Origin of the sequence: Sinorhizobium terangae, assembly GCF_029714365.1 — a bacterium.
Taxonomy (GTDB): Bacteria; Pseudomonadota; Alphaproteobacteria; order Rhizobiales; family Rhizobiaceae; genus Sinorhizobium; species Sinorhizobium terangae.
Window position 1 is genome coordinate 330,944 of sequence record NZ_CP121659.1, and the last position, 21,432, is coordinate 352,375.

Below are 21,432 nucleotides of genomic sequence, written 5' to 3' on the forward strand. Positions count from 1 at the left end.
CCTAGATCGTATCATTCCAGGTGCGTCCATCGCGCTCAATGAGCGCGATGGACTGGCTCGGCCCCCAGGTGCCGGCCGTGTAGCCCTGCACCTGCTGCCCGGTCGTTTCCCATGCCTTCAGGATCGGATCGATCCATTGCCATGCGGCTTCCACCTCGTCGCGGCGCACGAACAGCGTCTGGTTGTTGCGGACGACATCGAGCAGTAGCCGTTCATAAGCATCGGCGTTGCGCACGGCGAAGGCCTCCGCGAAGCTCATGTCGAGCGAAACATTGCGCAACCGCATCCCGCCCGGTCCCGGGTCCTTGATCATCAGCGACTGCTTGACGCCTTCGTTCGGCTGCAGACGGATCATCAACTGGTTGGCCGAAATGCGTCCGGCACTGTGATCGAAGATCGAGTGCGGGATCTGCTTGAAGGTAATGACGATCTCCGACATGCGGCCCGCCATGCGCTTGCCGGTGCGAATATAGAAGGGCACGCCAGCCCAGCGCCAGTTGCTGACCTCGGCCTTGATCGCGACGAAGGTTTCGGTGTTGGAAACGCCGCCTTCCAGTTCCTCGAGATAGCCCTTGACCGGACCGCCGGCGGATGCGCCGGCACGATACTGGCCGCGAACCGTCACCTGCTCGACATTGGCGGCGGTGATCGGCTTCAGCGCGCGAAGCACCTTGAGCTTTTCGTCGCGCACGGCCTCCGCGTCCATGGAGGTCGGCGCTTCCATGGCGACGAAACAGACGAGTTGCAGAATGTGGTTCTGCACCATGTCGCGCAGCGCACCCGCCTTGTCGTAGTAGCCTGCGCGATTTTCGAGGCCGACGGACTCCGAAACGGTGATCTGCACGTGGTCGATATGCGCCGAGTTCCACAGCGGCTCGTAAAGCGCGTTGGCAAAGCGCAGGGCCATGAGGTTCTGCACCGTCTCCTTGCCGAGGTAGTGATCGATACGGAAGATCTGCTCTTCGCGGAACACCTTGCCGATCGTGTCGTTGAGTTCCGTCGCCGTGGCGAGGTCGCGGCCGATCGGTTTTTCGACGACGATCCGGGTGTTCTTGGTGATGAGCTTGTTGTCGCGGATCTTTTCCGAAATGTCGCCGAAGATCGCCGGGCCCACGGCGAGATAGAAGGCGCGGATGCGATCCTTTCCTTCTTCGAGGATCTTCTTCAGATCGTCCCAGCCCTGGTCGGACTTGGCGTCGACCGAGACGTAGTAGAGTCGGGCTGTGAATTTCGCCACTTCCGCTTCGTTGAATTCGCCCTGTTTCAGATGCTCTCTCAAGGCGTCGGTCGCGAACGTGCGGTATTCTTCATGGGTCAGTGCCGCACGTGATGCGCCGATGATCCGCGTCGGTTCGCTGAATTGACCTTCGATCTGCCGGTGATAGAGCGCGGGCAGAAGCTTGCGCTCCGCAAGATCGCCGGTGCCCCCGAACACCACATAATCAAACGGGTCGACGGGAATGATCTGGCTGCTCATGGGATATCTCGATCTCGTTCAGGTCAGGGGCACGTATAATCTAATCGATTTAATTACGCTAGGGTGCGACGCAACAAAATGCGTCTGCGCGCGGCTTTTTAGAGCCGGTCGCGCAAAGCATACCAGCTGAGCGCGAGGAACAGGAGTGCCGAGCGGAATCGCATTCCGCCTGGGAAAGCCGGTATTTTCAAGGCCTTGAGAAGATCCAGCTCCGTCTGTTTGCCCAAGACCAAGTCAGCATAGAGCTTGCCGCAATAGTTGGACAGCATGACGCCGTGACCGGAATAGCCACCGATGCTCGTGACTCCCGGCATGACCTCGCGGCAGAAAGGCTGGCGCGGCATGGTGATGCCGACCGAACCGCCCCAGGCGTGGGTGATCTCGACATTGGCGAGTGCCGGATAGATTTCGCTGATCTGGCGGCGGATGTGGCTGGAAATGTCGCGTGGATTGTCGGCCGTATAGGCTTCGCGCCCGCCGAAGAGCAGCCGTCCGTCTTTCGATTTGCGGAAATAGCGCACGACGAAGCGCGAATCATCGACCGATTCGCCGCCGGGCAGTACATCCGGATGGTCGGACAGGATCTCCGTCGCGCCGATGAACGAGCGGATCGGCATGACGTGGCTGGCGGTTACAGGCTCAAGGTTGCCGATATGGGCGTTGCATGCGATCAGCACCCGGTCGGCGGTGATCGTGCCGCGATCGGTGTCGATGACGATCGCGGCGCCCTTTTTGTCGATCTTCAGCGCCTTCGTCTGTTCGTGCAGGCTGGCGCCGGCACGGGCCGCTTGCTCTGCAAGACCGACGAGCAGTTTCATCGGGTGGATGTGCCCGGTGCCGGTGTCGCGTATGCCGAACTGATAATGATGCGATCCAAGTCGGCTTGCCGTCTCGTCCCGTTCCATGAAGGTAAGGTGCGGATATCCGAAACGCTCCACCATCGCCTCGACATGACGGCGGTAGTCTTTCTCAAGACTGTTCTTGTGTCCGACAGAAAGCTGCCCGGGCACGAACTCGATGTCGATTCCGTGTTCGGCGGCGAAGTCCAGCAGATAGCGCTTGGCATTCTCCGCCATCTCGAACAGGAGCTTGGCACGCTCGTGGCCGAGCACTTCCTCCGTATCCTCCGCCCAGGCGCGCTGCCCGGTGCCGAACTGGCCGCCGTTGCGGCCCGAGGCGCCATCGCCGAAACGGCAGGCGTCGATCAAGGTGACGTCTGTTCCGCTTTTCGCGAGATTGTAGGCGGCTTGAAGGCCCGTGTAGCCGCCGCCGATGATAGCAACGTCGGTTTTCCGCGCGCCTGTCAGCACCGGATAGGCCGGACGCTTCGGGATCGTCGCCTCATACCAGGAAATTCCGGGCGAGATCGGGCTTTGCCAGGGCATGAGGGCGCCTTTCGGTCAGACGTTCAGAAGCAGGAATTCCCGTTCCCACGGACTGATGACCTGCATGAAGGTCTCGAATTCACCACGCTTCACGCCGGCATAGATGGCGATGAACTCGGGCGTGAAGACGTCGGCGAGCGAAGGTGCCGATTCGAGCAGCGAAACGGCCTCGAGCAGGCCGCGCGGCAGATCGATTTCGCCTTCGTTGGCGGTGTCCTCGGTCGGCGGTGTAGGCTGCAAGCCCTCGATGATGCCGAGATAGCCGCAGCCGAGCGAGGCCGCAAGCGCCAGATAGGGATTGGCATCCGAACTCGGCAGGCGGTTCTCGATGCGCCGAGCCGCCGCGTCCGAGACGGGGATGCGGAACGCCGTCGTCCGGTTGTCGTAACCCCAGGCGGTGTTCACCGGTGCAGACATGTCGGGTGTCAGCCGCCGGTAGGAGTTCACATAAGGCGCCATCATCGCCAGCGTCCTCGGCACGTAATGCTGCATCCCGCCGATGAAGGAGAAGAATTCCTTCGATGGCGACCCGTCCACATTCGAGAAGAGGTTGCGGCCGGTATTGATCTCGACGACCGACTGGTGAATGTGCATCGCCGAGCCGGGCTGGCCCTGCATCGGCTTCGCCATGAAGGTCGCATAGATGCCGTGCTTCAGCGCCGCTTCACGAATCGTGCGCTTGAACAGGAAAACCTGATCGGCAAGCTCGATCGGGTCGCCGTGCCTGAGGTTGATTTCGAGTTGCGCCGGCCCCTCTTCGTGAATGAGGGTGTCGATCTCCAAGCCCTGTTTTTCGGAGAAGTGGTAGATGTCGTCGATCAGTTCGTCGAACTCGTTGATGCCGGCGATGGAATAGCCTTGGCCGCCGAGAATCGAGCGGCCGGAGCGGCCCTTCGGCGGACGCAGCGGATAGTCCGGATCATCATTCTGGGCGACCAGATAGAACTCGATCTCGGGTGCTACGACCGGCTTCCATCCCTTCTGGCGATAGAGGTCGACCACGCGCTTCAAGACGTTGCGCGGCGTGTAATTGATCTGCTCGCCTTGCGAGCCGACGATGTCGCAGATCACCTGCGCCGTCGGGTCGGTCTCCCAGGGAACGATCGAAAGGGTCGAAAGATCGGGCAGCAGCTTGATGTCGCTGTCGCGCGAGTCATAGCGGAACTGGTCGGTTTCGTCGGGATATTCGCCGGAAATCGTGTGACGGTAGATCGCCGAAGGAAGGGCAAGCGAGGTGTTCGATGTGAACTTGGAGGTCGGCATCATCTTGCCGCGCGGTACGCCGGCAAGGTCAGGCGTGATGCATTCGATATCTTCGATACCGCGAATCTTGAGCCAGTCGACTGCCTCCTTCCAAGTCTTCACGCCTCGGGACGAGTGCAGGGCGGCGGGAATTTTCGAACTCTTGCTGATCTTTGCTGCTTGCTGGGCGACACTTCTCTTGGAGGGCATAAATCACCGGGTTTGGCTTCGGATAGCGCATCATAGCCGGAGTTTGGCGATTGGCTAGAGCGGCTTCAGCGGATCGCGATTGACTTTTGGTTCGGCCATCGGAAAGGAAGGCTGAAACGTGAAAAAGGGTCTTCCGTGGCAGAAAAACACGATGTGGTGATCATTGGTGCAGGTGCGGCCGGCATGATGTGCGCGATCGAGGCGGGAAAACGCGGACGCCGCGTGCTCGTGCTCGACCACGCCAAGGCACCGGGCGAAAAGATCCGCATCTCCGGCGGCGGCCGCTGTAACTTCACCAATATTCATGCCGGCCCGAAGAACTTCCTCTCCGAGAATCCGCATTTCTGCAAGTCGGCGCTGGCACGCTACCGGCCGCAGGACTTCGTCGCGCTCGTCGAGCGGCACGGCATCACATGGCACGAGAAGACGCTTGGCCAGCTCTTCTGCGATCATTCGGCGAAGGACATCATCCGCATGCTGCTCGCCGAGATGCAGCAGGCGGGCGTCGTGCTCCGGCTCGCAACGGCGATCTCGGCGATCGAGAAAGCCGCATCCGGATTCCGTGTGACGACCGATGATGGTCCTGTCGAGGCTGCGTCACTGGTGGTTGCGAGCGGTGGCAAGTCGACCCCGAAAATGGGCGCGACGGGCTTTGCCTACAGGATCGCGGAACAGTTTGGTCTGCCGATCGTCGAAACGCGGCCGGCGCTCGTGCCGTTGACCCTCGATCCGGCACAACTTGAAAAGATAGGGCAACTGGCAGGCGTTGCGGCCGATGTCGAAGCGCGCTGCGGCAAGGCCGCCTTCCGCGAAGCGCTGTTACTCACTCATCGCGGCCTGAGCGGCCCCGCCATTCTGCAGATTTCCTCCTATTGGCGGGAAGGCGCGGAGGTCGTCCTGCGGCTCATGCCCGATATCGATATCGCATCCATTCTCAAGGGGATGCGCCGGACAAACGGCCGGCAGGCTGCGCACACGGCCCTGGCCGACATCCTGCCGCGACGGCTGGCGCAGTTCTTTACCGACGAAGCAAAACTGGCCGGGCGGATGCTCGCCGACCTCTCCGACAAGGCCATCGATGCGCTGTCGGCTTCCATCCAGAACTGGACGCTGAAGCCCGCCGGGTCGGAGGGTTACAGGACCGCAGAGGTTACGCTCGGCGGCGTCGACACCCGTGCGCTCGATTCCCGCACGATGCAGGCGAGGCAAAATCCAGGGCTTTATTTCATCGGTGAATGTATCGATGTCACCGGCTGGCTCGGCGGCTATAATTTTCAATGGGCCTGGGCTTCCGGCTTCGCCGCCGGTCAAGAGGTGTGACCATGCGGAAGAATTGGTGATTTGCCTTTTCAGCCATTGTTAATGGAAATGGCTCAACCTGAACTTATGGCTGCACGGCCTGCACAGGACTGGGGGCGGTCCCTAAACGGAAACCACACTGTTTCCATTTCATGGACTTTCCTCGGCCGCAGGATGAAGGCACCATGATGGGCATGGTAGCGAGGTTGGCTGCCAGCGATTCAAGGTTACAGCGTCCTGTGCGCGTCGGAAAAACGCGCGGCGCTGTAGGACAAGGATAGGATGCCATGATTCACTCACGCCGCCGTCCCCGCGCTGTTGCGATTGCCCGCACTGAGCAGAGCCGCTCGCACCATGAGCTGATTGCTTTCGGTGCGGTTATCGCTCTCTTTCTCGTTGTGACCGTCGCGACGTTCGCCACTTTCTGAATCTGAGTGCAAGTCAGGAAGGCGGAAGCGCCTTCCAGGTGAAGCCAAGCTCACCTGATCTACATTTGCGGTGCCTGTGATACGGCCGAAACCGCGTGGCCGTTGTCACAAAGTCATCCGGGCCGCTATCGCCGCCTTAAAAACCGCCGGCCGCTTATACAAATCTTAATCGTTCAAATCGACTATTGCGCCCAAGTGAGTTCCGTCAGGGCCTCGCTGCCTTGCAGCGCCGCGCGTCCTACCCGACGCGCAAGGGACGCTGTAGCACTTTGAATTGCTGCATGTTTTTGTCCTTAAGTCGGCTGCGATTTAAGAAACCAGGCAGTAAGAGGCAGCTTGGCCCCGCAATGATTGCCGGCGAACTGGCGGCGTGCGCCGCATGATCTCCCGAAAAACATCAGCCTGTTTGCGCATCGGGTGGCCTGTTTCTCCCCCAGCAATTGCTTGGGGCGTGAGGGCCATCGGGGGAAGCGAAACGCGAGCTGCGAGCCAAGGTGTTTTCAATGTTCATCGATAGAATTCTTGCCCGTTTCAAGATTCAGACGAAGGTTCTTTTCTTCATCCTGCCGTTTGTCGTCAGCATCTCGGCTGTCGGCATCACTGGCCTCTACGCATCGGGTCTGCTGCAGGGGCGCATGGAGATTTCAAATAGCGTCCTGCAAACGCTGAGCGGCTTCAAGGACGTCTATGCGGGCATGAACAACTTCCTCTACAAGACGACCGAGGAAAGCCGCGATGCCGTTCGCTCTACGATCGCCGCCCAGAAGGACATCCTCGCTGAAACCGCCGAACAGGTTGCCGGCCAGAATGGACAGGAAGAGCTGACCGCTGCGATCGCTGCGACCAGCGATATCGAGGCGCGTATCGAGGGACTTTGGACGCTGCATGTCGGCGAGCAGGAACTGCGTGCGGCCACGACGGCCAATCTGGAACGTCTGGTGGCCGAGCAGTCGAAGATCAATGAAGAGACGAACCGGCTGCAATATGCCGTGCGCAAGGACGAGAACGCGGCCAAGACGATGCTCCGGAACGCCGAAAAGCTCCTGCGCGCCAGCCGCTTCTTCGCTGAGTTCGGCACCGAGGTCGCCAAGGCGACCACTGTCGAGGAGAAGCTGAAGCAGGTCAGGGACCGCTTCCCGATGATCGGCCGCACGCAGCGCGAGATCTTTACCTTGTTGCCGAAGGGCGAAAAGTCCCTTGCCGACACCGTGAATTCAGCCTCGAGCGAGATCGGCTCGCTGATCAAGGCACCGGTCGGACCCGAAACACTCGGCAGCATTTCGAAGTATGTCGATAGCTTCCGCACGGCGAGCTTCCGCCTCGAAGCCGCCTCCGTTGGCAAGATGCGCGAAGCCACGCAGATCTTCAGTGAACTCGATGAAAAGATCGCGAGCACCGAATCGGTGCTGACGGCGACGCGCCGGCTATCCACGTCGATCACCGACATCCAGATCGCCGCAGCCGCCTTCCTTGGCAGCACGACCGAGGAAAATCGCAAAAAGCTCCTGGATAAGTTCCTTGCCGTTCAGGCAAATTTGACGACGCTGCGCGGAGTCGCGAACGGGATGAGCTTCTTCGGCACCACGTCGGACACGCTCCTTCCGATCATCGACGTCATGAAGAAGGATGGTGTTGCGCTGGTCGCGAGTTCCGATAAGCGCAATTCCGAGTTCAATGCGGCGGGTGAATCGATCAATCAGATCTGGGGCGATCTGACCGAGTTCGCCGAGCAGCAGAAAGTCGCCGCCGGTACCGAACGCGACGAAGCGAACCAGATCTCCGTTGCTGCGACCGTCGCCGGCGTCATCATCGCGTTGCTCGCCGGAATCGCGCTGACGCTGACGCTGAAGAAACCGATCGGGCAGATTACCGCCGCGATGCGCCGCCTTGCCGACGGTGCGCTCGATACGGCGATCGACGGCGACGCACGGCGCGACGAAATCGGCGACATGGCGCGTGCCCTCGGCGTGTTCAAGGAAAACGCCCTTTCCAAGGTGCGCATCGAGGCAGAAAGCGAAGAGCAGCGGTCTCGTGCCGAAGCGGAGCGCAGCCGCAACGACGCCGAGAAGCGTGAACTCGACCGGCAGATCGATCTTGCCGTCAGCGAACTCGCCGCTGGCCTAGGACGTCTGGCGCAAGGCGACCTATCGCGCCAGATCGAGGTGCCCTTCCACGGCCGGCTCGAGCAGTTGCGGACGGATTTCAATGGGTCGCTCATCCGGCTTCAGGATACGCTCGCTCAGATCCGAACGAACGCCCAGGCAATCCAGCAGAGCGGTGCGGACATGCATCATTCGGCCGACTCGCTCTCCAAGCGCACCGAAGCCCAGGCGGCTTCGCTCGAGGAGACCGCGGCCGCGGTCGACCAGATCACGGTGACCGTGCGTTCCTCGGCCGAGCGTGCGCACGAGGCGAACCTCGCCGTTTCGCAGACCAAGAAGAGCGCCGACAGCTCTGCGACCGTCGTTACCAATGCCATCGCCGCGATGGGACGCATCGAAGAGGCTTCACGCCAGATCGAGCAGATCATCGAGGTCATCGACGACATCGCCTTCCAGACCAATCTGCTGGCCTTGAACGCCGGCATTGAGGCTGCACGAGCCGGTGAGGCGGGCAAGGGCTTTGCCGTCGTCGCGCAGGAGGTCCGGGAACTGGCGCAGCGTTCCGCCGAGGCGGCTCGGGAAATCAAGGGGCTCATCAACAAGTCGACCGAGGAGGTCAATTCCGGCTCGCATCTCGTCAAGGAGACCGGCGCGGTGCTCGCTTCGATCAGCGCTCAGATCGTTTCCGTCAGCCAGCATGTGGACATGATCGCGACGGCCAGCCGCGACCAGGCGGCGGCGCTGAACGAGGTCAACGGCTCCGTCAACCAGATGGATCAGATGACCCAGCAGAATGCCTCGATGGTCGAGGAAGCGACGGCCACCAGCCGCGCACTCGCAAGCCAGGCAGATACGCTGATGATGCTCGTCGAGCAATTCCGGCTGGAGCCGGAGACCGGTTCCGGTCAGGTCTATCGCGCAGCGTAGCGGACGCCAACGTTAAAGGTCCTGCGGGCACGCCGCGTGGCGCCGAAGAACTGAACGCCGCGCATCAGGGATGCGCGGCGTTCTCATTTCATGCTGCTTGCGCAAAGGGCCGGACAGGTGTCGGCCGTGTCCTCGTGCGTCTCGGCGGGCCGTCGCCTGCGGAAGAACGCCGCAAATAGCTCCTTCGTGAAGTCCTTCGTGCGGCTTGGCCGTCGGGGCTCGAACGGTTCGTCCCAGCGGCGATTTCTTGAGGCCATATCGAATAGAACGGCCATTGCCATCATGTCCATGGTGATGCTCCTCGTTTTTGGGCATCTCCTTTTTATGCATTCAAAACTGTTTTACATACATCCCATTTCCCCATATGTCTTTCACCCATGAAAAACATGGACTGGGACATCTACCGCTGTTTCATGACCGTGGCGCGCGCCGGCGGCCTGACTGGTGCGGCGCAGGTAACTGGCCTTAGTCCGGCAACCATCGGCCGCCGGATGCTGGAGATCGAGGAGCGTACCGGGCGCTCGCTCTTCGTGCGCAGCCAGACCGGATACGTGCTCACCGCCGACGGACGTCTCCTGTTCGAGCAATTGCAGGAAATGGAGGCGGCGGCTCGCAAGGTTGAGAACTGGCAAAAGGAAGGCGAGGGGATGCCGGTCGTGCGCATCGCGGCCGGAACGTGGAACGCATGGCTGATCGCGGAAAATTTTCCGGCGATCTGCACCGAGCGCGATGCCTTTGCCATATCGCTTTCGATCGGGGAGGCGCGGGCGAATCTTGCCTATCGGGAGAGCGATATCGGCATCCGCGCCTTCGAGCCGGAAGAGGCCTATCTGGCCTCGCGGTTGATCGGCGAAGTGGCCTATGCCGCCTACCGGCGGAAAAATGCGCCGGACGGTGGGCCGGATCGCTGGGTTGCGGTTGCCGAGGAAGAGGCGATCTCGGCCTATCTGCGCTGGCCGCACGAGCAGGCGGCCGGCCGCATTGTTGCGACGGTTGGTCGCCCGCGCTCCTTGCTCGATCTCGCGCGCGCCGGGGCGGGAAGGGCGGTATTGCCCTGCTTCGTCGGCGACCTCGATCCGCTGCTCGAGCGCGCCGGCGAGGAAATCGAACCGCTTCGACATCGGCAATGGATCGTCATGAACAACGATGACCGCCACAGGCGGGAAATCCGCACCGTCGTTGACCGAATGACACGGCTGCTGCGCAGCCACGTGGATGTATTTGCCGGCAAGCGCCCGCGGCGGACCTCCTCTGCATAGGACCGAAACGGTCACCGGCCGATTTGCGGTCGGCCGATGACCTCCTCTGGATGGAAGGCTATCTTTCAGCCCCTGTCGCGAGTGACGGCCACGGGAATCCGACGCTTGCGTGACAGGGTGTCGCGCCAGTACATGCCAGAGAGCGTTAGGACGAGCACGACAGCCGCGAGACCGAACATCACGACCGCCCTTGTGTGACGATGACCGGAATGAGCAGGTCGCCCCAGTTGCCTTCGCCGCCATGATGGCGCGCCGAGCGCACGAGCTCGACCGAAACGCCGGCGTCGACGGCCTTCATGACCGACTGGTTGAGGCGATGCAGGTCGTTCGCGACCATGCGGATCGCTGCCTGCTGTTCCGGGGTCATGGCCGACGACTGTTCCTCGGCCCGTTCCTTGACGCGTGTCTGTACTGTCATTGGTGTTGCTCCTTCAAAGGTAAGAGCCGGATGCGGGATATTGGTTCCGCTTTCCGTTCGAGGTTCTGTTGTTTTCCGAGGCGCGCGACGGGCAGGGATGCCGCGCGCCCCGGCCTTTCGTTCATTCTGCCGCCGGGCGGAACTGGTCGTGCTCGGTCGATTCCTTCATGGCGGTGGTAGACGACTGGCCGCCGGTGATTGCCAGCGACACCGCATCGAAATAGCCGGTGCCGACTTCGCGCTGGTGCTTGGTCGCGGTGTAGCCGTTGGCCTCGGCTGCGAATTCCGCTTCCTGCAGTTCCGAATAGGCGGCCATCTGCCGATCCTTGTAGCCGCGCGCCAGCTCGAACATGCCATAGTTCAGCTGATGGAAGCCGGCGAGCGTGATGAACTGGAACTTGTAGCCCATCGCGCCCAACTCGCGCTGGAACTTGGCGACCGTCGCGTCGTCGAGGTTCTTCTTCCAGTTGAACGACGGCGAGCAATTATAGGCGAGCAGCTTGCCCGGATGAACCTTGTGCACGCCTTCGGCAAATTTGCGCGCCTGCTCCAGGTCCGGCTTCGAGGTTTCGCACCAGATAAGGTCGCAATGCGGCGCATAGGCGACCGCGCGGGCGATGCAGGGCTCGATGCCGTTCCTTACCTGATAGAAACCCTCCACGGTGCGGCCGGCATCGTAGTCGACAAAGGGCCGGTCGCGCTCATCGATGTCCGAGGTGAGCAGCTTCGCCGCTTCCGCATCGGTGCGGGCGATGACGAGCGTCGGCGTTCCCATGACGTCGGCGGCGAGCCGCGCGGCGTTCAGGTTACGGATGTGCGCCGCGGTCGGGATCAGCACCTTGCCGCCGAGATGGCCGCATTTCTTTTCCGACGCGAGCTGATCCTCATAGTGGACACCGGCGGCGCCCGCCTCAATGAAGGCCTTCATGATCTCGAAGGCGTTCAATGGCCCGCCGAAACCCGCTTCCGCGTCGGCAACGATCGGCGCAAACCAGGTCTCGACGGAAAGCCCTTTGCCCTCCGCGGTTTCGATCTGATCGGCACGCTGCAGCGTGCGGTTGATGCGCTTCGCCAGTTCCGGCGCCGCATTGGCCGGATAGAGCGACTGGTCCGGATACATCGCCGAAGCCGTGTTGGCGTCCGCGGCAACCTGCCAGCCGGAGAGATAGATCGCCTTCAGGCCGGCGCGGACCATCTGCATGGCCTGGTTGCCCGAGAGCGCGCCGAGCGCGTTGACGAAATCTTCGTCGTGGATGAGCTTCCACAGACGATTGGCACCCATCTCGGCAAGAGAATAACGGATTTCCACCGATCCCCGCAGCCGCTTCACGTCTTCGGCGGTATAGGGTCGCTGGACACCGTCGAAACGTCCCTGCGGCGCGCTGGGAACGAGGTTGTAAAAATCAGTCATTCTTGCCTCCTTGTAAAAACCGATAGCTCTTTGACTTTGGTCTTACGCCCATTCTTGGCCGCAAGCTCATGTGACATTTTTTACATTGCAGTGCACGTGAGCGCCATGGAAATCGCAGGAATAGCCGATTCAAAAGGGTTATCTTGTCTTGTGTTTGACAGTGGGAATCTGTAAATCTGTAAAAGATGTCAAAGCTGCCGCGGCGCCGATTTTGTAAAGGGAGTTACAAATGGCTGAAAACAAGATCTTCGCCGGGCCGCGCGTCAGACGCATCCGCAACGGCCTTCAGTTGACGCAGACGGCGATGGCGGAGGCGCTCGGCATCTCCCCCTCCTACCTGAACCTTATCGAGCGCAATCAGCGGCCGCTGACGGTGCAGCTTCTCCTCAAGCTTTCCTCGGTCTACAAGGTGGACCTCGACGAGTTGCAGGGAGAAACCGGCGGCGGTCTGGCGCAGCTGCGCGAGGTTTTCGCGGACCCGCTTCTAGCCGGGGAACTCCCGGGCGACCAGGAACTGATCGAAATCGCCGAAGCGGCGCCCAATGCCTCCGGCGGCATCGTCAAGCTTTATCGCGCCTATCGCGAGCAGGCGTCACGCCTCAAGGATCTTGCCGATCTCCTTGCGGGACAGGGGCACATGGCGGCGCTTTCGGGCACGCGGCTGCCGATCGACGAGGTGCGCGAGGCGTTCGAGGCGCGGCCCAATCATTTCGCGCGGATCGAGGAGGCCATGGAGGCGTTCCATGCGGCGCTTTCCCCCGGCGACGATCTCTCCGGAGCGCTGAAGGCCTGGCTCAAGAAGGAGCATGGCCTCGTCGTCAGAACGCTGCCGGTGCACGCCATGCCGAACCTGCGCCGGCGTTTCGACCGGCACTCGATGCGGCTCTTTATTTCCGAACGCCTGTCACCCTTCGACCAGACGCGGGAAATCGCCATGGAAGTGGCGTCGATCGCCTGTCACGAGGCGATCGACGCAGAGCTGGAGCAAATCCGCTTCTCGACTGCCGAGGCGCGCCGCATCGGTCGCTTCGAACTCGCACGATATGCCGCTCACGCCTTGATGATGCCCTATCAAACGTTTCTCGCCGCCGCACAGCGCGCGAAATACGACATCGATCTATTGCGATCCCGCTTTCAGGTGTCCTTCGAACAGGCAGCCAATCGACTGACGATGCTGCAGCGTCCCGGTGCAACGGGCATCCCGTTTTTCCTCATGGAGATCGATAATGCCGGCCACCGGCTGCGCCGTGCAGGCGCGCTTGGCTTTCCTGCTGCGCGCTTCGGCGGCGCCTGTCCCAAGCTCAATATCCATGCCGCCTTCGCCGTGCCGGGCCAGGTTCTCGTCGACCGCGTCGAAATGCCGGAAGGTAGTGAATTCCTTGTCGTTTCGCGGACACTCGACGGACCGCAAGCGGGCTTTGAGGAAAGGGTGAGACGTACGGCGCTGCTCATCGGCTGTGACGCCGGATTCGCGGAGGAAGTCGTCTATGGTGCTTCGAAGATGGTGGCAGTACCCGTCGGTGCGGCCTGCCGCCTCTGCGAGCGGCAAGGCTGTCTGGCGCGCGCCGAACCGCCCGTCACCCGCCCGCTCGGCCTTGATGAGATGGCGACGGGCCTCAGTGTTTTCGATTTTCAGTAGTCAGGTTTCAGTAGCTGGCCGGGTGCTGATTGGGCAACAGCGGCGCCTCGGGCGCAAAGCACTCCGCAGTGAGACCGGTGGTATAGCCGCGGGTGATGTGGGCCTTCTCCGCATAGGCCTTGTTTCGCATCAGGATCGCGTGCAGTTCCGGCAGGTTATAGTAGGGCACACCGGGATAGAGGTGGTGCTCGAGGTGGTAGTTGATGTTGTGGGGCGCGAAGAAAAGCTTCTCCCAGGCATGAGGATAGACAGTGCGTGAGCTCGTCAGCTCGTCGCTGTAATCCATGCTGCCGAAATGTTCGGCGACGCTGCGCACGTAAAGAAACAGGCAGAAGAAGGTGAAAAAGGGCACGAGCCAGTAGAGAACGAATTCGCGCCAGATGCCGAGGACCGTGAAAAGGACTGCTGCCGATAGGTAGAAGCCAAGCCGCAGCGCCTTGTAGGCCGAAGTCGAGCGATCGGTCTTCGAGATCCTCTTGGCCATGTGGATGAGGTCGCGGATCGAATTCACCGCAACGAGATAGCCGAGCAGTTGCGTTATGCCGCGCGCCAGTTTCTGCGGGAAGGTAAACTGTGCCAGGCCACGCTTTGCGATCCAGTCCGGGTCGTCATCGGTATTGGCGTGCTGGTGATGGGCAAGATGGTTCTGGCGATAGCCGTCGACGGTTGCCAGCACGGGCCAGGCTAGCAGAATGTCGCTCATCCAGTCGCTGAGCTTGCGGTCGCGGATGATGCGGTAATGGGCAGCCTCATGCACCATGCAGCCGAAGGCGTGCATTCGCCCGGCGATCACGGCGATGGCGATCACGTAGACCAGGATATTGTCGGCATATTCACTGACGGCGATCGCTGCCGCTATGGTTGCCCAGTCCGTGGCGATTGCCGTTAGTGATTTTCTCGGCTGCAGAACCGAGAGGCGTTTCAGTTCCCTCGGATCGATCCTGCGGTTTCGCTCGCTCATGACGTGGTCCGGACGCTTCTACACAACCGCCGGCAAACTCGCATTTCCACTAAGGTTAATCAATCGTAAACGCGGCCCGTTAGTCGGCATGTTTGCGCCATGGTTAACAAGGGTGGCTGTTTCCGCTTGATACAGGGGCCCTGATCAACGCGCCATAAGTACCGGTTTTTGCTTACGCTTGCCAAAATGCGATCGGACACGGGATCGTGCCTGAAACCCGAGCGAAAGCGCTTGAGGTTGGTGAGAAAGATGCCTAACCTCGCCGTCGGGTCGACTGGGATCGGGCTTGACCGCACGGGTTAGCGGCTCCGGCCGAAACCGATAATAATGAGGGAACTGATGTCCAAAATCATAATCGCAACACTTGCAGCCGCGACACTTGCGGGATCGACCATGCTCGCCTCCGCGCAGGAGCGCGTCGTCAACGTCTACAACTGGTCCGACTATATCGACAGCAGCATCCTCGAGGACTTCACCAAAGAGACCGGCATCAAGGTGGTCTACGACGTCTTCGATTCCAACGAAATCCTGGAGACCAAACTGCTTGCCGGCGGCTCCGGCTACGACGTCGTGGTGCCGACGGCTTATTTCCTGCAGCGCCAGATCGCGGCTGGGGTCTTCCAGAAGCTCGACAAGTCGAAGCTCCCGAACCTGTCGAACATGTGGAACGTCATCATGGAGCGTACGGCGCAGTACGATCCCGGCAACGAATATGCCGTCGACTACATGTGGGGTACGACCGGCATCGGCTACAATGTCGACAAGATGAAGGAGATCCTGGGCACCGACGAGAAGCCGAACTGGGACGTCATCTTCAAGCCCGAACTGGCCGCGAAGTTTAAGGATTGCGGCATCCATATCCTCGATTCTCCGACCGACATCGTTCCTTCCGCACTTGCTTATCTGGGCCTCAATCCCGACAGCCACGACACGGCCGACCTTGAAAAGGCGGGCGAACTGCTGACGACCATCCGCCCCTATGTCCGCAAGTTCCATTCGTCGGAATACATCAACGCGCTCGCAAACGGCGACATCTGCCTGGCCGTCGGCTTCTCCGGCGATATCTTCCAGGCGCGGGACCGGGCTGCGGAGGCGAAAGCCGGTGTCACGGTCGATTATTCGATCCCGGCGCAAGGCGCGCAGATGTGGTTCGACATGCTCGCAATTCCCGCCGACGCGCCGCATGTCGCCGAAGCGCATGAGTTCATCAACTACATGATGAAGCCGGAGGTCATTGCCAAGGCCTCGAACTATGTCTTCTACGCCAATGGCAACAAAGCTTCCCAGCAGTTCCTGGACAAGGAAGTCTTGGAAGACACGGCTATCTATCCGTCAGACGAGGTGATGCAGAAGCTGTTCACCGTCACGCCGTTCGAGCCCAAGGAGCAGCGGGCCTTGACCCGGCTCTGGACCAAGGTCGTGACCGGCCAGTAAGAGCGGAAGCGAATTGCCCGGCCCCGAAATCCGGGCAATTTTTTTGGAGCGGGACGAGGAAAGACGCGACGTTATTTTTCGCCTGTCTTTCCGGTCACCGTAAGATTGCAATGGGCGCTTTAAGGATAAGACATGCAGCAATCCGAAGAGCTACAGCGTCCTTTGCGCGTCTGACAGGACGCGCGGCGCTGCAGCGTCAGGATGGGGCGCCCATCGGCTGTGTCATTTGGGGATAGATAATGAAGTCTTTCGGCAGTATCCGGCGGTCCTTCGCGCCATGGGCGGACCCGGCCTCCAAACCATTCATTTCCTTCAAGAACGTCACCAAGAAGTTCGGAGACTTCACCGCCGTCGACGACCTTTCGTTAAACATCTACACCCGGGAGTTCTTCGCCCTCCTGGGTGCCTCCGGCTGTGGGAAATCGACCTTGCTGCGCATGCTTGCCGGCTTCGAGCAGCCGACGTCGGGCGAGATCATTCTCGATGGCCAGAATCTCGCCGGCATCCCGCCGTATCGGCGACCCGTCAACATGATGTTTCAGTCCTACGCGCTGTTTCCGCATATGACCGTCGAGAGCAACGTTGCCTTCGGGCTGAAGCAGGACGGCATGCCGAAGCAGGACATTGCCGAGCGCGTCGCGCAGATGCTGAAGCTCGTCAAGCTCGAGAAATTCGCCAAGCGCAAGCCGCACCAGCTTTCCGGCGGTCAACGCCAGCGCGTGGCGCTTGCCCGTTCGCTCGCCAAGCGCCCCAAGGTGCTGTTGCTCGACGAGCCGCTCGGCGCGCTCGACAAGAAGCTGCGCGAGGAAACCCAGTTCGAGCTGATGGACCTGCAGCAGCAATTGGGCCTGACCTTCGTCGTCGTCACCCATGACCAGGAAGAAGCCATGACCATGGCCGACCGCATCGCCGTCATGAGCCATGGCAAGGTCATTCAGGTGGCGACGCCGGCGGAAATCTACGAGGCGCCGAATTCGCGCTTCGTCGCGGACTTCATCGGCGACGTGAACATTTTCGACGGCACGGTCGCCGCTGCGGACGACGGCCGCGTCCGTGTCGAGACAGCGGGCGGCGTTCCGATCCGGATGGCCTCGCCCGACAAGCTGCCGACGGGGGCTAGGGCCGCCGTTGCCATTCGGCCGGAAAAGATCCGGGTCACCCGGCGGGCGCCGCAACACGCGCCGCTCAACGCAGCCGAAGGCGAGATCTGGGACATCGGCTATCTGGGTGACATGACGGTCTTCCACATTCGCCTGAAGGACGGCAAGGTCATCAAGGCATCGTCGCTGAATGCCGTGCGCGCCGTCGAGGATCCGCTTGGCTATGACCAGCAGGTCTGGGTCTCGTTCAGCGAAGACGCGGGCGTGGTGTTGAAGGATTGAAGTCATGGCAAGAATTGCGTCAGCCTTCGTCAGCCGCCTGGTCATCATCATTCCCTATGCCTGGCTGCTCTTCTTCTTTCTCATTCCCTTTTTCATCGTCTTCCGCATCTCGCTTTCGCAGACAGCGATTGCCATGCCGCCCTACACGCCGGTCTTCGATCTGGTCGGCGGCCTTTCGGGCATCCTCGAGGGAGTGCGCGAGTTTTCCCTCGACAACTATGTCTGGCTGACCGAGGACGTGCTCTATTTCAACGCCTATGTTTCGAGCTTGGTTATCGCGGCCGTTTCCACCTTCCTGACGCTCTTGATCGGCTATCCGATCGCCTACGGAATGGCGCAGGCGCCGCGTTCCATCCGTCCGACACTGTTGATGCTGGTGATCCTGCCCTTCTGGACGAGCTTCCTCATCCGCGTCTACGCCTGGATCGCGATCCTGAAGCCGGAAGGCCTGCTCAATCAGTTCCTGATTGCCATCGGCGTCATCGATCAGCCACTCATCATCCTCAACACAAACTGGGCGATCTACATAGGCATCGTCTATTCCTATCTGCCCTTCATGGTATTGCCGATCTATTCGGCACTCGAGAAGATGGATCACACGCTGACCGAGGCGGCCCAGGACCTCGGCTGCACGCCGATCACCGCGTTCTGGCGCGTGACGTTCCCGCTGTCGTTCGCCGGTGTCGTGGCCGGCTGCCTGCTGGTCTTCATTCCGGCGGTTGGCGAGTTCGTCATCCCGGACCTGCTCGGCGGATCGGAAACCCTCATGATCGGCAAGACGCTGTGGAACGAATTCAATTCCAACCGCGACTGGCCCGTCTCTTCGGCGGTCGCCACGGTCCTCCTGCTCATCCTGGTGCTCCCGATCGTCTATTTCCAGAATATGCAGGCGAAAGCCGACAGCGAGGGGAGATAGACTATGGCAAAATGGTCCCGCTTTAACATCGTCTCCGTCGTCCTCGGCTTCGGCTTCCTCTACCTGCCGATCGTGCTTCTGGTGATCTTTTCGTTCAACGAGTCGAAACTCGTGACCGTCTGGGCCGGCTTTTCGACGCGATGGTATGGCCAGCTCTGGCACAACCAGGCCCTGCTCGATGCGGCCTGGGTCACCATTCGCGTCGGGCTTCTGTCGGCGACCTGCGCGACGGTGCTTGGGACTCTGGCGGCGCTGGCACTCGTGCGCTACACGCGGTTTCGCGGCCGGGTGCTGTTCTCCGGCATGGTCTACGCGCCGCTAGTCATGCCTGAGGTGATCACCGGCCTGTCGCTGCTGTTGCTCTTCGTCGCCGTTGGACTCGATCGCGGCTTCTGGACGATCACGCTCGCCCACATCACCTTCACGATGTGCTTCGTCGCGGTCGTGGTTCAGTCGCGCCTCCTGAGCTTCGACCAGTCGATCGAGGAGGCGGCGCTTGATCTCGGCGCGACGCCGGTCAGAACGTTCTTTGCAATTACGCTGCCGGTGATTTCGCCCGCAGTGTTTTCCGGCTGGGTGCTTGCCTTCACCCTGTCGCTCGACGATCTGGTGATTTCGAGCTTCACGACGGGGCCCGGTGCAACCACCCTGCCGATGAAGATCTATAGCCAGGTGCGCCTCGGCGTGACTCCGGAAATCAACGCGATCTGCACGATCCTGATCGGCGTCGTCGCGCTCGGCGTGCTCATCGCCTCGATCGTGACGAAGCGTCGGGAGGTGCAGCGCGAGAGGGACGAGCGCGCTGCATTTGCCGCGATAGGCTGACCGCCGAGGGAAGCGGTCTGAACGCTACTGCATGTGTTTATCCTCAAATCGTCGCCGATTTGAGGATAAACACATGCAGCAACTCAAAGTGCTGCAGCGTCCTTTACGCGTCTGATAAGACGCGCGACGCTGTAGGGGCTTATTGCGGCTCGACGAGGACGGAGAGCGGCGAGATGACCGCATTCGGCCAGGACCCGCCGACGAAGAAACGCAGCGGTTGGTTGATCGTCTCCGTGTTTTCCAGCATGCCGGCAAGCGCAAGGCTTCCCGTGCGGTTGGGGATGACGCCGGTAACCGACAGGCTGCCCGATGGTCCGGCAAAATTCGCCCGGTTCAGCCGGGCTACGCCGCCGCCGAAGATGGCGTCGATCTCTGCCGTCTGGAAGTCGAATGACCCGGCACTCGCCTGCGAGAGAGAAAAGAATTCCCCTCTTTGGATGAGGTCGACGAAGGCGTTCGCATCGAATCCGGAAAGGCGGCCGTTTGCCAGCGAGAAGGTCAGGCCGCCCGAAAGATCGGCGGCGCTGGTCGCCCAGACGGCACGGTCCGTCGCAAGATCGAGATTGAGCGTGCCCTTGCCGCTCGGCGTCGGCCCATTCAAGCCAAAACTGTTGAGTACGGCGGCAAAGTCAGCATCCTTCAGGCTCATCTGCAGCCTGCCGCCATGTTCCAGCCCCTTGTCCGAGAGCACGACGCGGCCGCTGAGAACACCGTTTGCATAGGTACTGTCGCCGATATCGAGCGATGCCCGGTTGCCATTGACCATGACACCGGCCGCGACGTCGGTGAGGTGCAGCGGACCGACGAACACCTCCTGCGAAGAAAGCCGCACATCTGCCCGCCAGGCGCCGGTCAGGTTTTCCACCATCCGCCATAAAGGATCGCTTGCTTCCGCTGGCTTCACTGTCGGGAAGTTGAGGCCGTTGAGATCGATACTGTCGAAGGCAAGTGTTCCTTCGACACGCGGCGTGTCGCTGGTGGGAAACGCGACGTCCAGGACACCGGTTGCGGTGGCGCCGCCCACCGCAAGTTGCAGTTCATCGAGTTTGAGCGTCTTTTCGCCAGTCGCCACCATGGCATCGATGCTGAAAGCGCCTGCAGGTAGCATTCCCGACGAGCCGCCCCGATACCAGGCAAGAAGCGCTGACAGCGAAGGGGCGGATGCCTGCAGATGGCCGGAGGCAAAGGGATACATTGAGAAATTACCGATGCCTTCGAAGGAGAAGGTCAACGGGGTAGATGTCAGTGACGTCCGAAGCGACGCATTGCCGCCGGCAAAGAGGGCCAGCGGTTGGTCGCAGATCAACGCCCAGTCGATCGCCTCGCCGCCGATCGTCGTCGAAAGCTGTGCGCTGATGCGCTCGGCGAAGGACGGCCATTTGACGGTTCCGGAAATGGCCGGAATGTCGAGGTCCAGGCCGCCGCCCGCCGTTCGGTCGAGGATCCGAAGCCGCCCGTTTTCGATCGTTATGTCGCCGAAGGGTGTATCCCCCTCGGTCGTCGTTTCGGCGAGGCTCAGCCAGTGCGGCCGTTTCCAGTTGACCGTTCCGTCGGCGGCGCGCTCGATGGTGACGACCGGATCGACGAAGCGGATATCGTCCAGCGCCGGCTCGCCGCGAAGGGCGGCAAGCAAACTGAAGGATGCGGTAATACGGCCAACATGCGCAAGCGGGCGCGGGTTTGCCTCGCTCGTCTCGATCGTTGCCGAGGGCAGAATCAGTTCCGGCTCCGGCCAGAACCGGACTTGGGGTTCGCCGTCAATCCTGCTCTTGCCGCCTGACCAGGCATCGAGCATTCGTTCCATCGTTGCGCGGGCATCGCTCGTCGAAATGACCAGCGGCAACGCGGCGTTGTAGGCGACGGCGAGGCCGACGCCGATTGCGGCGGACCAGACGAGGTGGCGGCGGCCGATCCGCGACCGGAGGCCGGAACTGCGCAATATCTGCAGGAATTGTCTCGTCATTTCGGTCGGATTGCGGTTGCCTCTCGGGTCAAGCCGTCTGGATAGGCCTTCGGGTTGGAGAAAGCAAATGCGACTGGCATGGAAATGTCGTCATCGCGATGCCGAACCAGGCTGCATGCTGTTTATTTTGCGTTGCAGCATGGTATAGAAACTC

General features: G+C 61.1%; 16 protein-coding genes. 9 read left to right on the forward strand and 7 right to left on the reverse strand.

The annotated features are described in order from the left end of the window. Position 1 precedes the first annotated feature (1 nt). From zwf to QA637_RS01575, 3 genes are all read right to left on the reverse strand, one after another. Entirely contained in the window at positions 2-1,477 is a 1,476-nt protein-coding gene (zwf, locus tag QA637_RS01565) for a glucose-6-phosphate dehydrogenase (RefSeq protein ID WP_153438366.1), read from the reverse strand. Positions 1,478-1,575: 98 nt separating this feature from the next. Next, on the reverse strand, positions 1,576-2,862 hold the full coding sequence (locus tag QA637_RS01570) for an NAD(P)/FAD-dependent oxidoreductase (protein ID WP_153438364.1): 1,287 nt from the start codon (positions 2,860-2,862) through the stop codon (positions 1,576-1,578). Positions 2,863-2,877: 15 nt separating this feature from the next. Continuing rightward, positions 2,878-4,314 carry a glutamine synthetase family protein gene (locus QA637_RS01575; protein WP_153438362.1) on the reverse strand — a complete coding sequence of 479 codons (1,437 nt, stop codon included), beginning with the start codon at positions 4,312-4,314 and terminating at the stop codon, positions 2,878-2,880. A 135-nt stretch (positions 4,315-4,449) separates the two neighbouring features. On the opposite strand from QA637_RS01575, the gene QA637_RS01580 reads away from it, so the two are divergent. The 4 genes from QA637_RS01580 (at position 4,450) to QA637_RS01595 (ending at position 10,329) form a co-directional block, all read left to right on the forward strand. Then, positions 4,450-5,634, forward strand: coding sequence for a BaiN/RdsA family NAD(P)/FAD-dependent oxidoreductase (locus QA637_RS01580; protein WP_184108436.1), 1,185 nt, complete (start codon positions 4,450-4,452; stop codon positions 5,632-5,634). Between the two features lie 266 nt (positions 5,635-5,900). Further along, on the forward strand, positions 5,901-6,041 hold the full coding sequence (locus QA637_RS01585) for a hypothetical protein (protein ID WP_167528199.1): 141 nt from the start codon (positions 5,901-5,903) through the stop codon (positions 6,039-6,041). Between the two features lie 503 nt (positions 6,042-6,544). After that, positions 6,545-9,070 carry a methyl-accepting chemotaxis protein gene (locus QA637_RS01590; RefSeq protein ID WP_283063055.1) on the forward strand — a complete coding sequence of 842 codons (2,526 nt, stop codon included), beginning with the start codon at positions 6,545-6,547 and terminating at the stop codon, positions 9,068-9,070. 377 nt (positions 9,071-9,447) lie between these two features. Continuing rightward, positions 9,448-10,329: a LysR family transcriptional regulator gene (locus QA637_RS01595; RefSeq protein WP_153438358.1), complete on the forward strand. Its 882-nt coding sequence runs from the start codon at positions 9,448-9,450 to the stop codon at positions 10,327-10,329. 178 nt (positions 10,330-10,507) lie between these two features. On the opposite strand, the gene QA637_RS01600 is transcribed toward QA637_RS01595, so the two are convergent. Beyond that, complete coding sequence (locus QA637_RS01600) at positions 10,508-10,747, reverse strand: SMc00767 family acetate metabolism repressor (RefSeq protein WP_136506038.1); 240 nt, start codon at positions 10,745-10,747, stop codon at positions 10,508-10,510. Between the two features lie 121 nt (positions 10,748-10,868). Beyond that, the gene (gene aceA / locus QA637_RS01605; protein ID WP_283063058.1) at positions 10,869-12,158 is read right to left on the reverse strand and encodes an isocitrate lyase; all 1,290 of its coding nucleotides are present in this window, start codon (positions 12,156-12,158) and stop codon (positions 10,869-10,871) included. 229 nt (positions 12,159-12,387) lie between these two features. Between aceA and QA637_RS01610 the strand changes: the two genes are divergently transcribed. Continuing rightward, the gene (locus QA637_RS01610; protein ID WP_153438354.1) at positions 12,388-13,797 is read left to right on the forward strand and encodes a helix-turn-helix domain-containing protein; all 1,410 of its coding nucleotides are present in this window, start codon (positions 12,388-12,390) and stop codon (positions 13,795-13,797) included. Positions 13,798-13,804: 7 nt separating this feature from the next. On the opposite strand, the gene QA637_RS01615 is transcribed toward QA637_RS01610, so the two are convergent. Continuing rightward, a complete protein-coding gene (locus QA637_RS01615; RefSeq protein WP_153438352.1) occupies positions 13,805-14,758 on the reverse strand; it encodes a fatty acid desaturase family protein in 954 nt (317 codons plus the stop codon). 339 nt (positions 14,759-15,097) lie between these two features. Here QA637_RS01615 and QA637_RS01620 point away from each other — a divergent pair, with 339 nt between their 5' ends. The 4 genes from QA637_RS01620 to QA637_RS01635 all read left to right on the forward strand — a co-directional run bounded on the left by QA637_RS01620 (position 15,098) and on the right by QA637_RS01635 (position 19,315). Then, positions 15,098-16,192 carry a polyamine ABC transporter substrate-binding protein gene (locus tag QA637_RS01620; RefSeq protein ID WP_153438350.1) on the forward strand — a complete coding sequence of 365 codons (1,095 nt, stop codon included), beginning with the start codon at positions 15,098-15,100 and terminating at the stop codon, positions 16,190-16,192. Positions 16,193-16,431: 239 nt separating this feature from the next. After that, entirely contained in the window at positions 16,432-17,574 is a 1,143-nt protein-coding gene (locus QA637_RS01625; protein ID WP_153438348.1) for an ABC transporter ATP-binding protein, read from the forward strand. A 4-nt stretch (positions 17,575-17,578) separates the two neighbouring features. Then, complete coding sequence (locus QA637_RS01630; RefSeq protein WP_153438346.1) at positions 17,579-18,490, forward strand: ABC transporter permease subunit; 912 nt, start codon at positions 17,579-17,581, stop codon at positions 18,488-18,490. Positions 18,491-18,493: 3 nt separating this feature from the next. Continuing rightward, complete coding sequence (locus QA637_RS01635; RefSeq protein ID WP_153438344.1) at positions 18,494-19,315, forward strand: ABC transporter permease subunit; 822 nt, start codon at positions 18,494-18,496, stop codon at positions 19,313-19,315. 139 nt (positions 19,316-19,454) lie between these two features. Here the strand turns inward: QA637_RS01635 and QA637_RS01640 are convergent, their stop codons facing one another. Further along, positions 19,455-21,278, reverse strand: a complete 1,824-nt coding sequence (locus QA637_RS01640) for an AsmA family protein (protein WP_283063061.1) — start codon at positions 21,276-21,278, stop codon at positions 19,455-19,457. Positions 21,279-21,432 lie beyond the last annotated feature (154 nt).

What these genes read in the sequence shown, in the direction of transcription:
- zwf (WP_153438366.1), bottom strand. Translation starts at nt 1,477, where the DNA reads ATGAGCAGCCAGATCATTCCCGTCGACCCGTTTGATTATGTGGTGTTC.
- QA637_RS01570 (WP_153438364.1), bottom strand. Translation starts at nt 2,862, where the DNA reads ATGCCCTGGCAAAGCCCGATCTCGCCCGGAATTTCCTGGTATGAGGCG.
- QA637_RS01575 (WP_153438362.1), bottom strand. Translation starts at nt 4,314, where the DNA reads ATGCCCTCCAAGAGAAGTGTCGCCCAGCAAGCAGCAAAGATCAGCAAG.
- QA637_RS01585 (WP_167528199.1), top strand. Translation starts at nt 5,901, where the DNA reads ATGATTCACTCACGCCGCCGTCCCCGCGCTGTTGCGATTGCCCGCACT.
- QA637_RS01590 (WP_283063055.1), top strand. Translation starts at nt 6,545, where the DNA reads ATGTTCATCGATAGAATTCTTGCCCGTTTCAAGATTCAGACGAAGGTT.
- QA637_RS01595 (WP_153438358.1), top strand. Translation starts at nt 9,448, where the DNA reads ATGAAAAACATGGACTGGGACATCTACCGCTGTTTCATGACCGTGGCG.
- QA637_RS01600 (WP_136506038.1), bottom strand. Translation starts at nt 10,747, where the DNA reads ATGACAGTACAGACACGCGTCAAGGAACGGGCCGAGGAACAGTCGTCG.
- aceA (WP_283063058.1), bottom strand. Translation starts at nt 12,158, where the DNA reads ATGACTGATTTTTACAACCTCGTTCCCAGCGCGCCGCAGGGACGTTTC.
- QA637_RS01610 (WP_153438354.1), top strand. Translation starts at nt 12,388, where the DNA reads ATGGCTGAAAACAAGATCTTCGCCGGGCCGCGCGTCAGACGCATCCGC.
- QA637_RS01615 (WP_153438352.1), bottom strand. Translation starts at nt 14,758, where the DNA reads ATGAGCGAGCGAAACCGCAGGATCGATCCGAGGGAACTGAAACGCCTC.
- QA637_RS01620 (WP_153438350.1), top strand. Translation starts at nt 15,098, where the DNA reads ATGTCCAAAATCATAATCGCAACACTTGCAGCCGCGACACTTGCGGGA.
- QA637_RS01625 (WP_153438348.1), top strand. Translation starts at nt 16,432, where the DNA reads ATGAAGTCTTTCGGCAGTATCCGGCGGTCCTTCGCGCCATGGGCGGAC.
- QA637_RS01630 (WP_153438346.1), top strand. Translation starts at nt 17,579, where the DNA reads ATGGCAAGAATTGCGTCAGCCTTCGTCAGCCGCCTGGTCATCATCATT.
- QA637_RS01635 (WP_153438344.1), top strand. Translation starts at nt 18,494, where the DNA reads ATGGCAAAATGGTCCCGCTTTAACATCGTCTCCGTCGTCCTCGGCTTC.
- QA637_RS01640 (WP_283063061.1), bottom strand. Translation starts at nt 21,278, where the DNA reads ATGACGAGACAATTCCTGCAGATATTGCGCAGTTCCGGCCTCCGGTCG.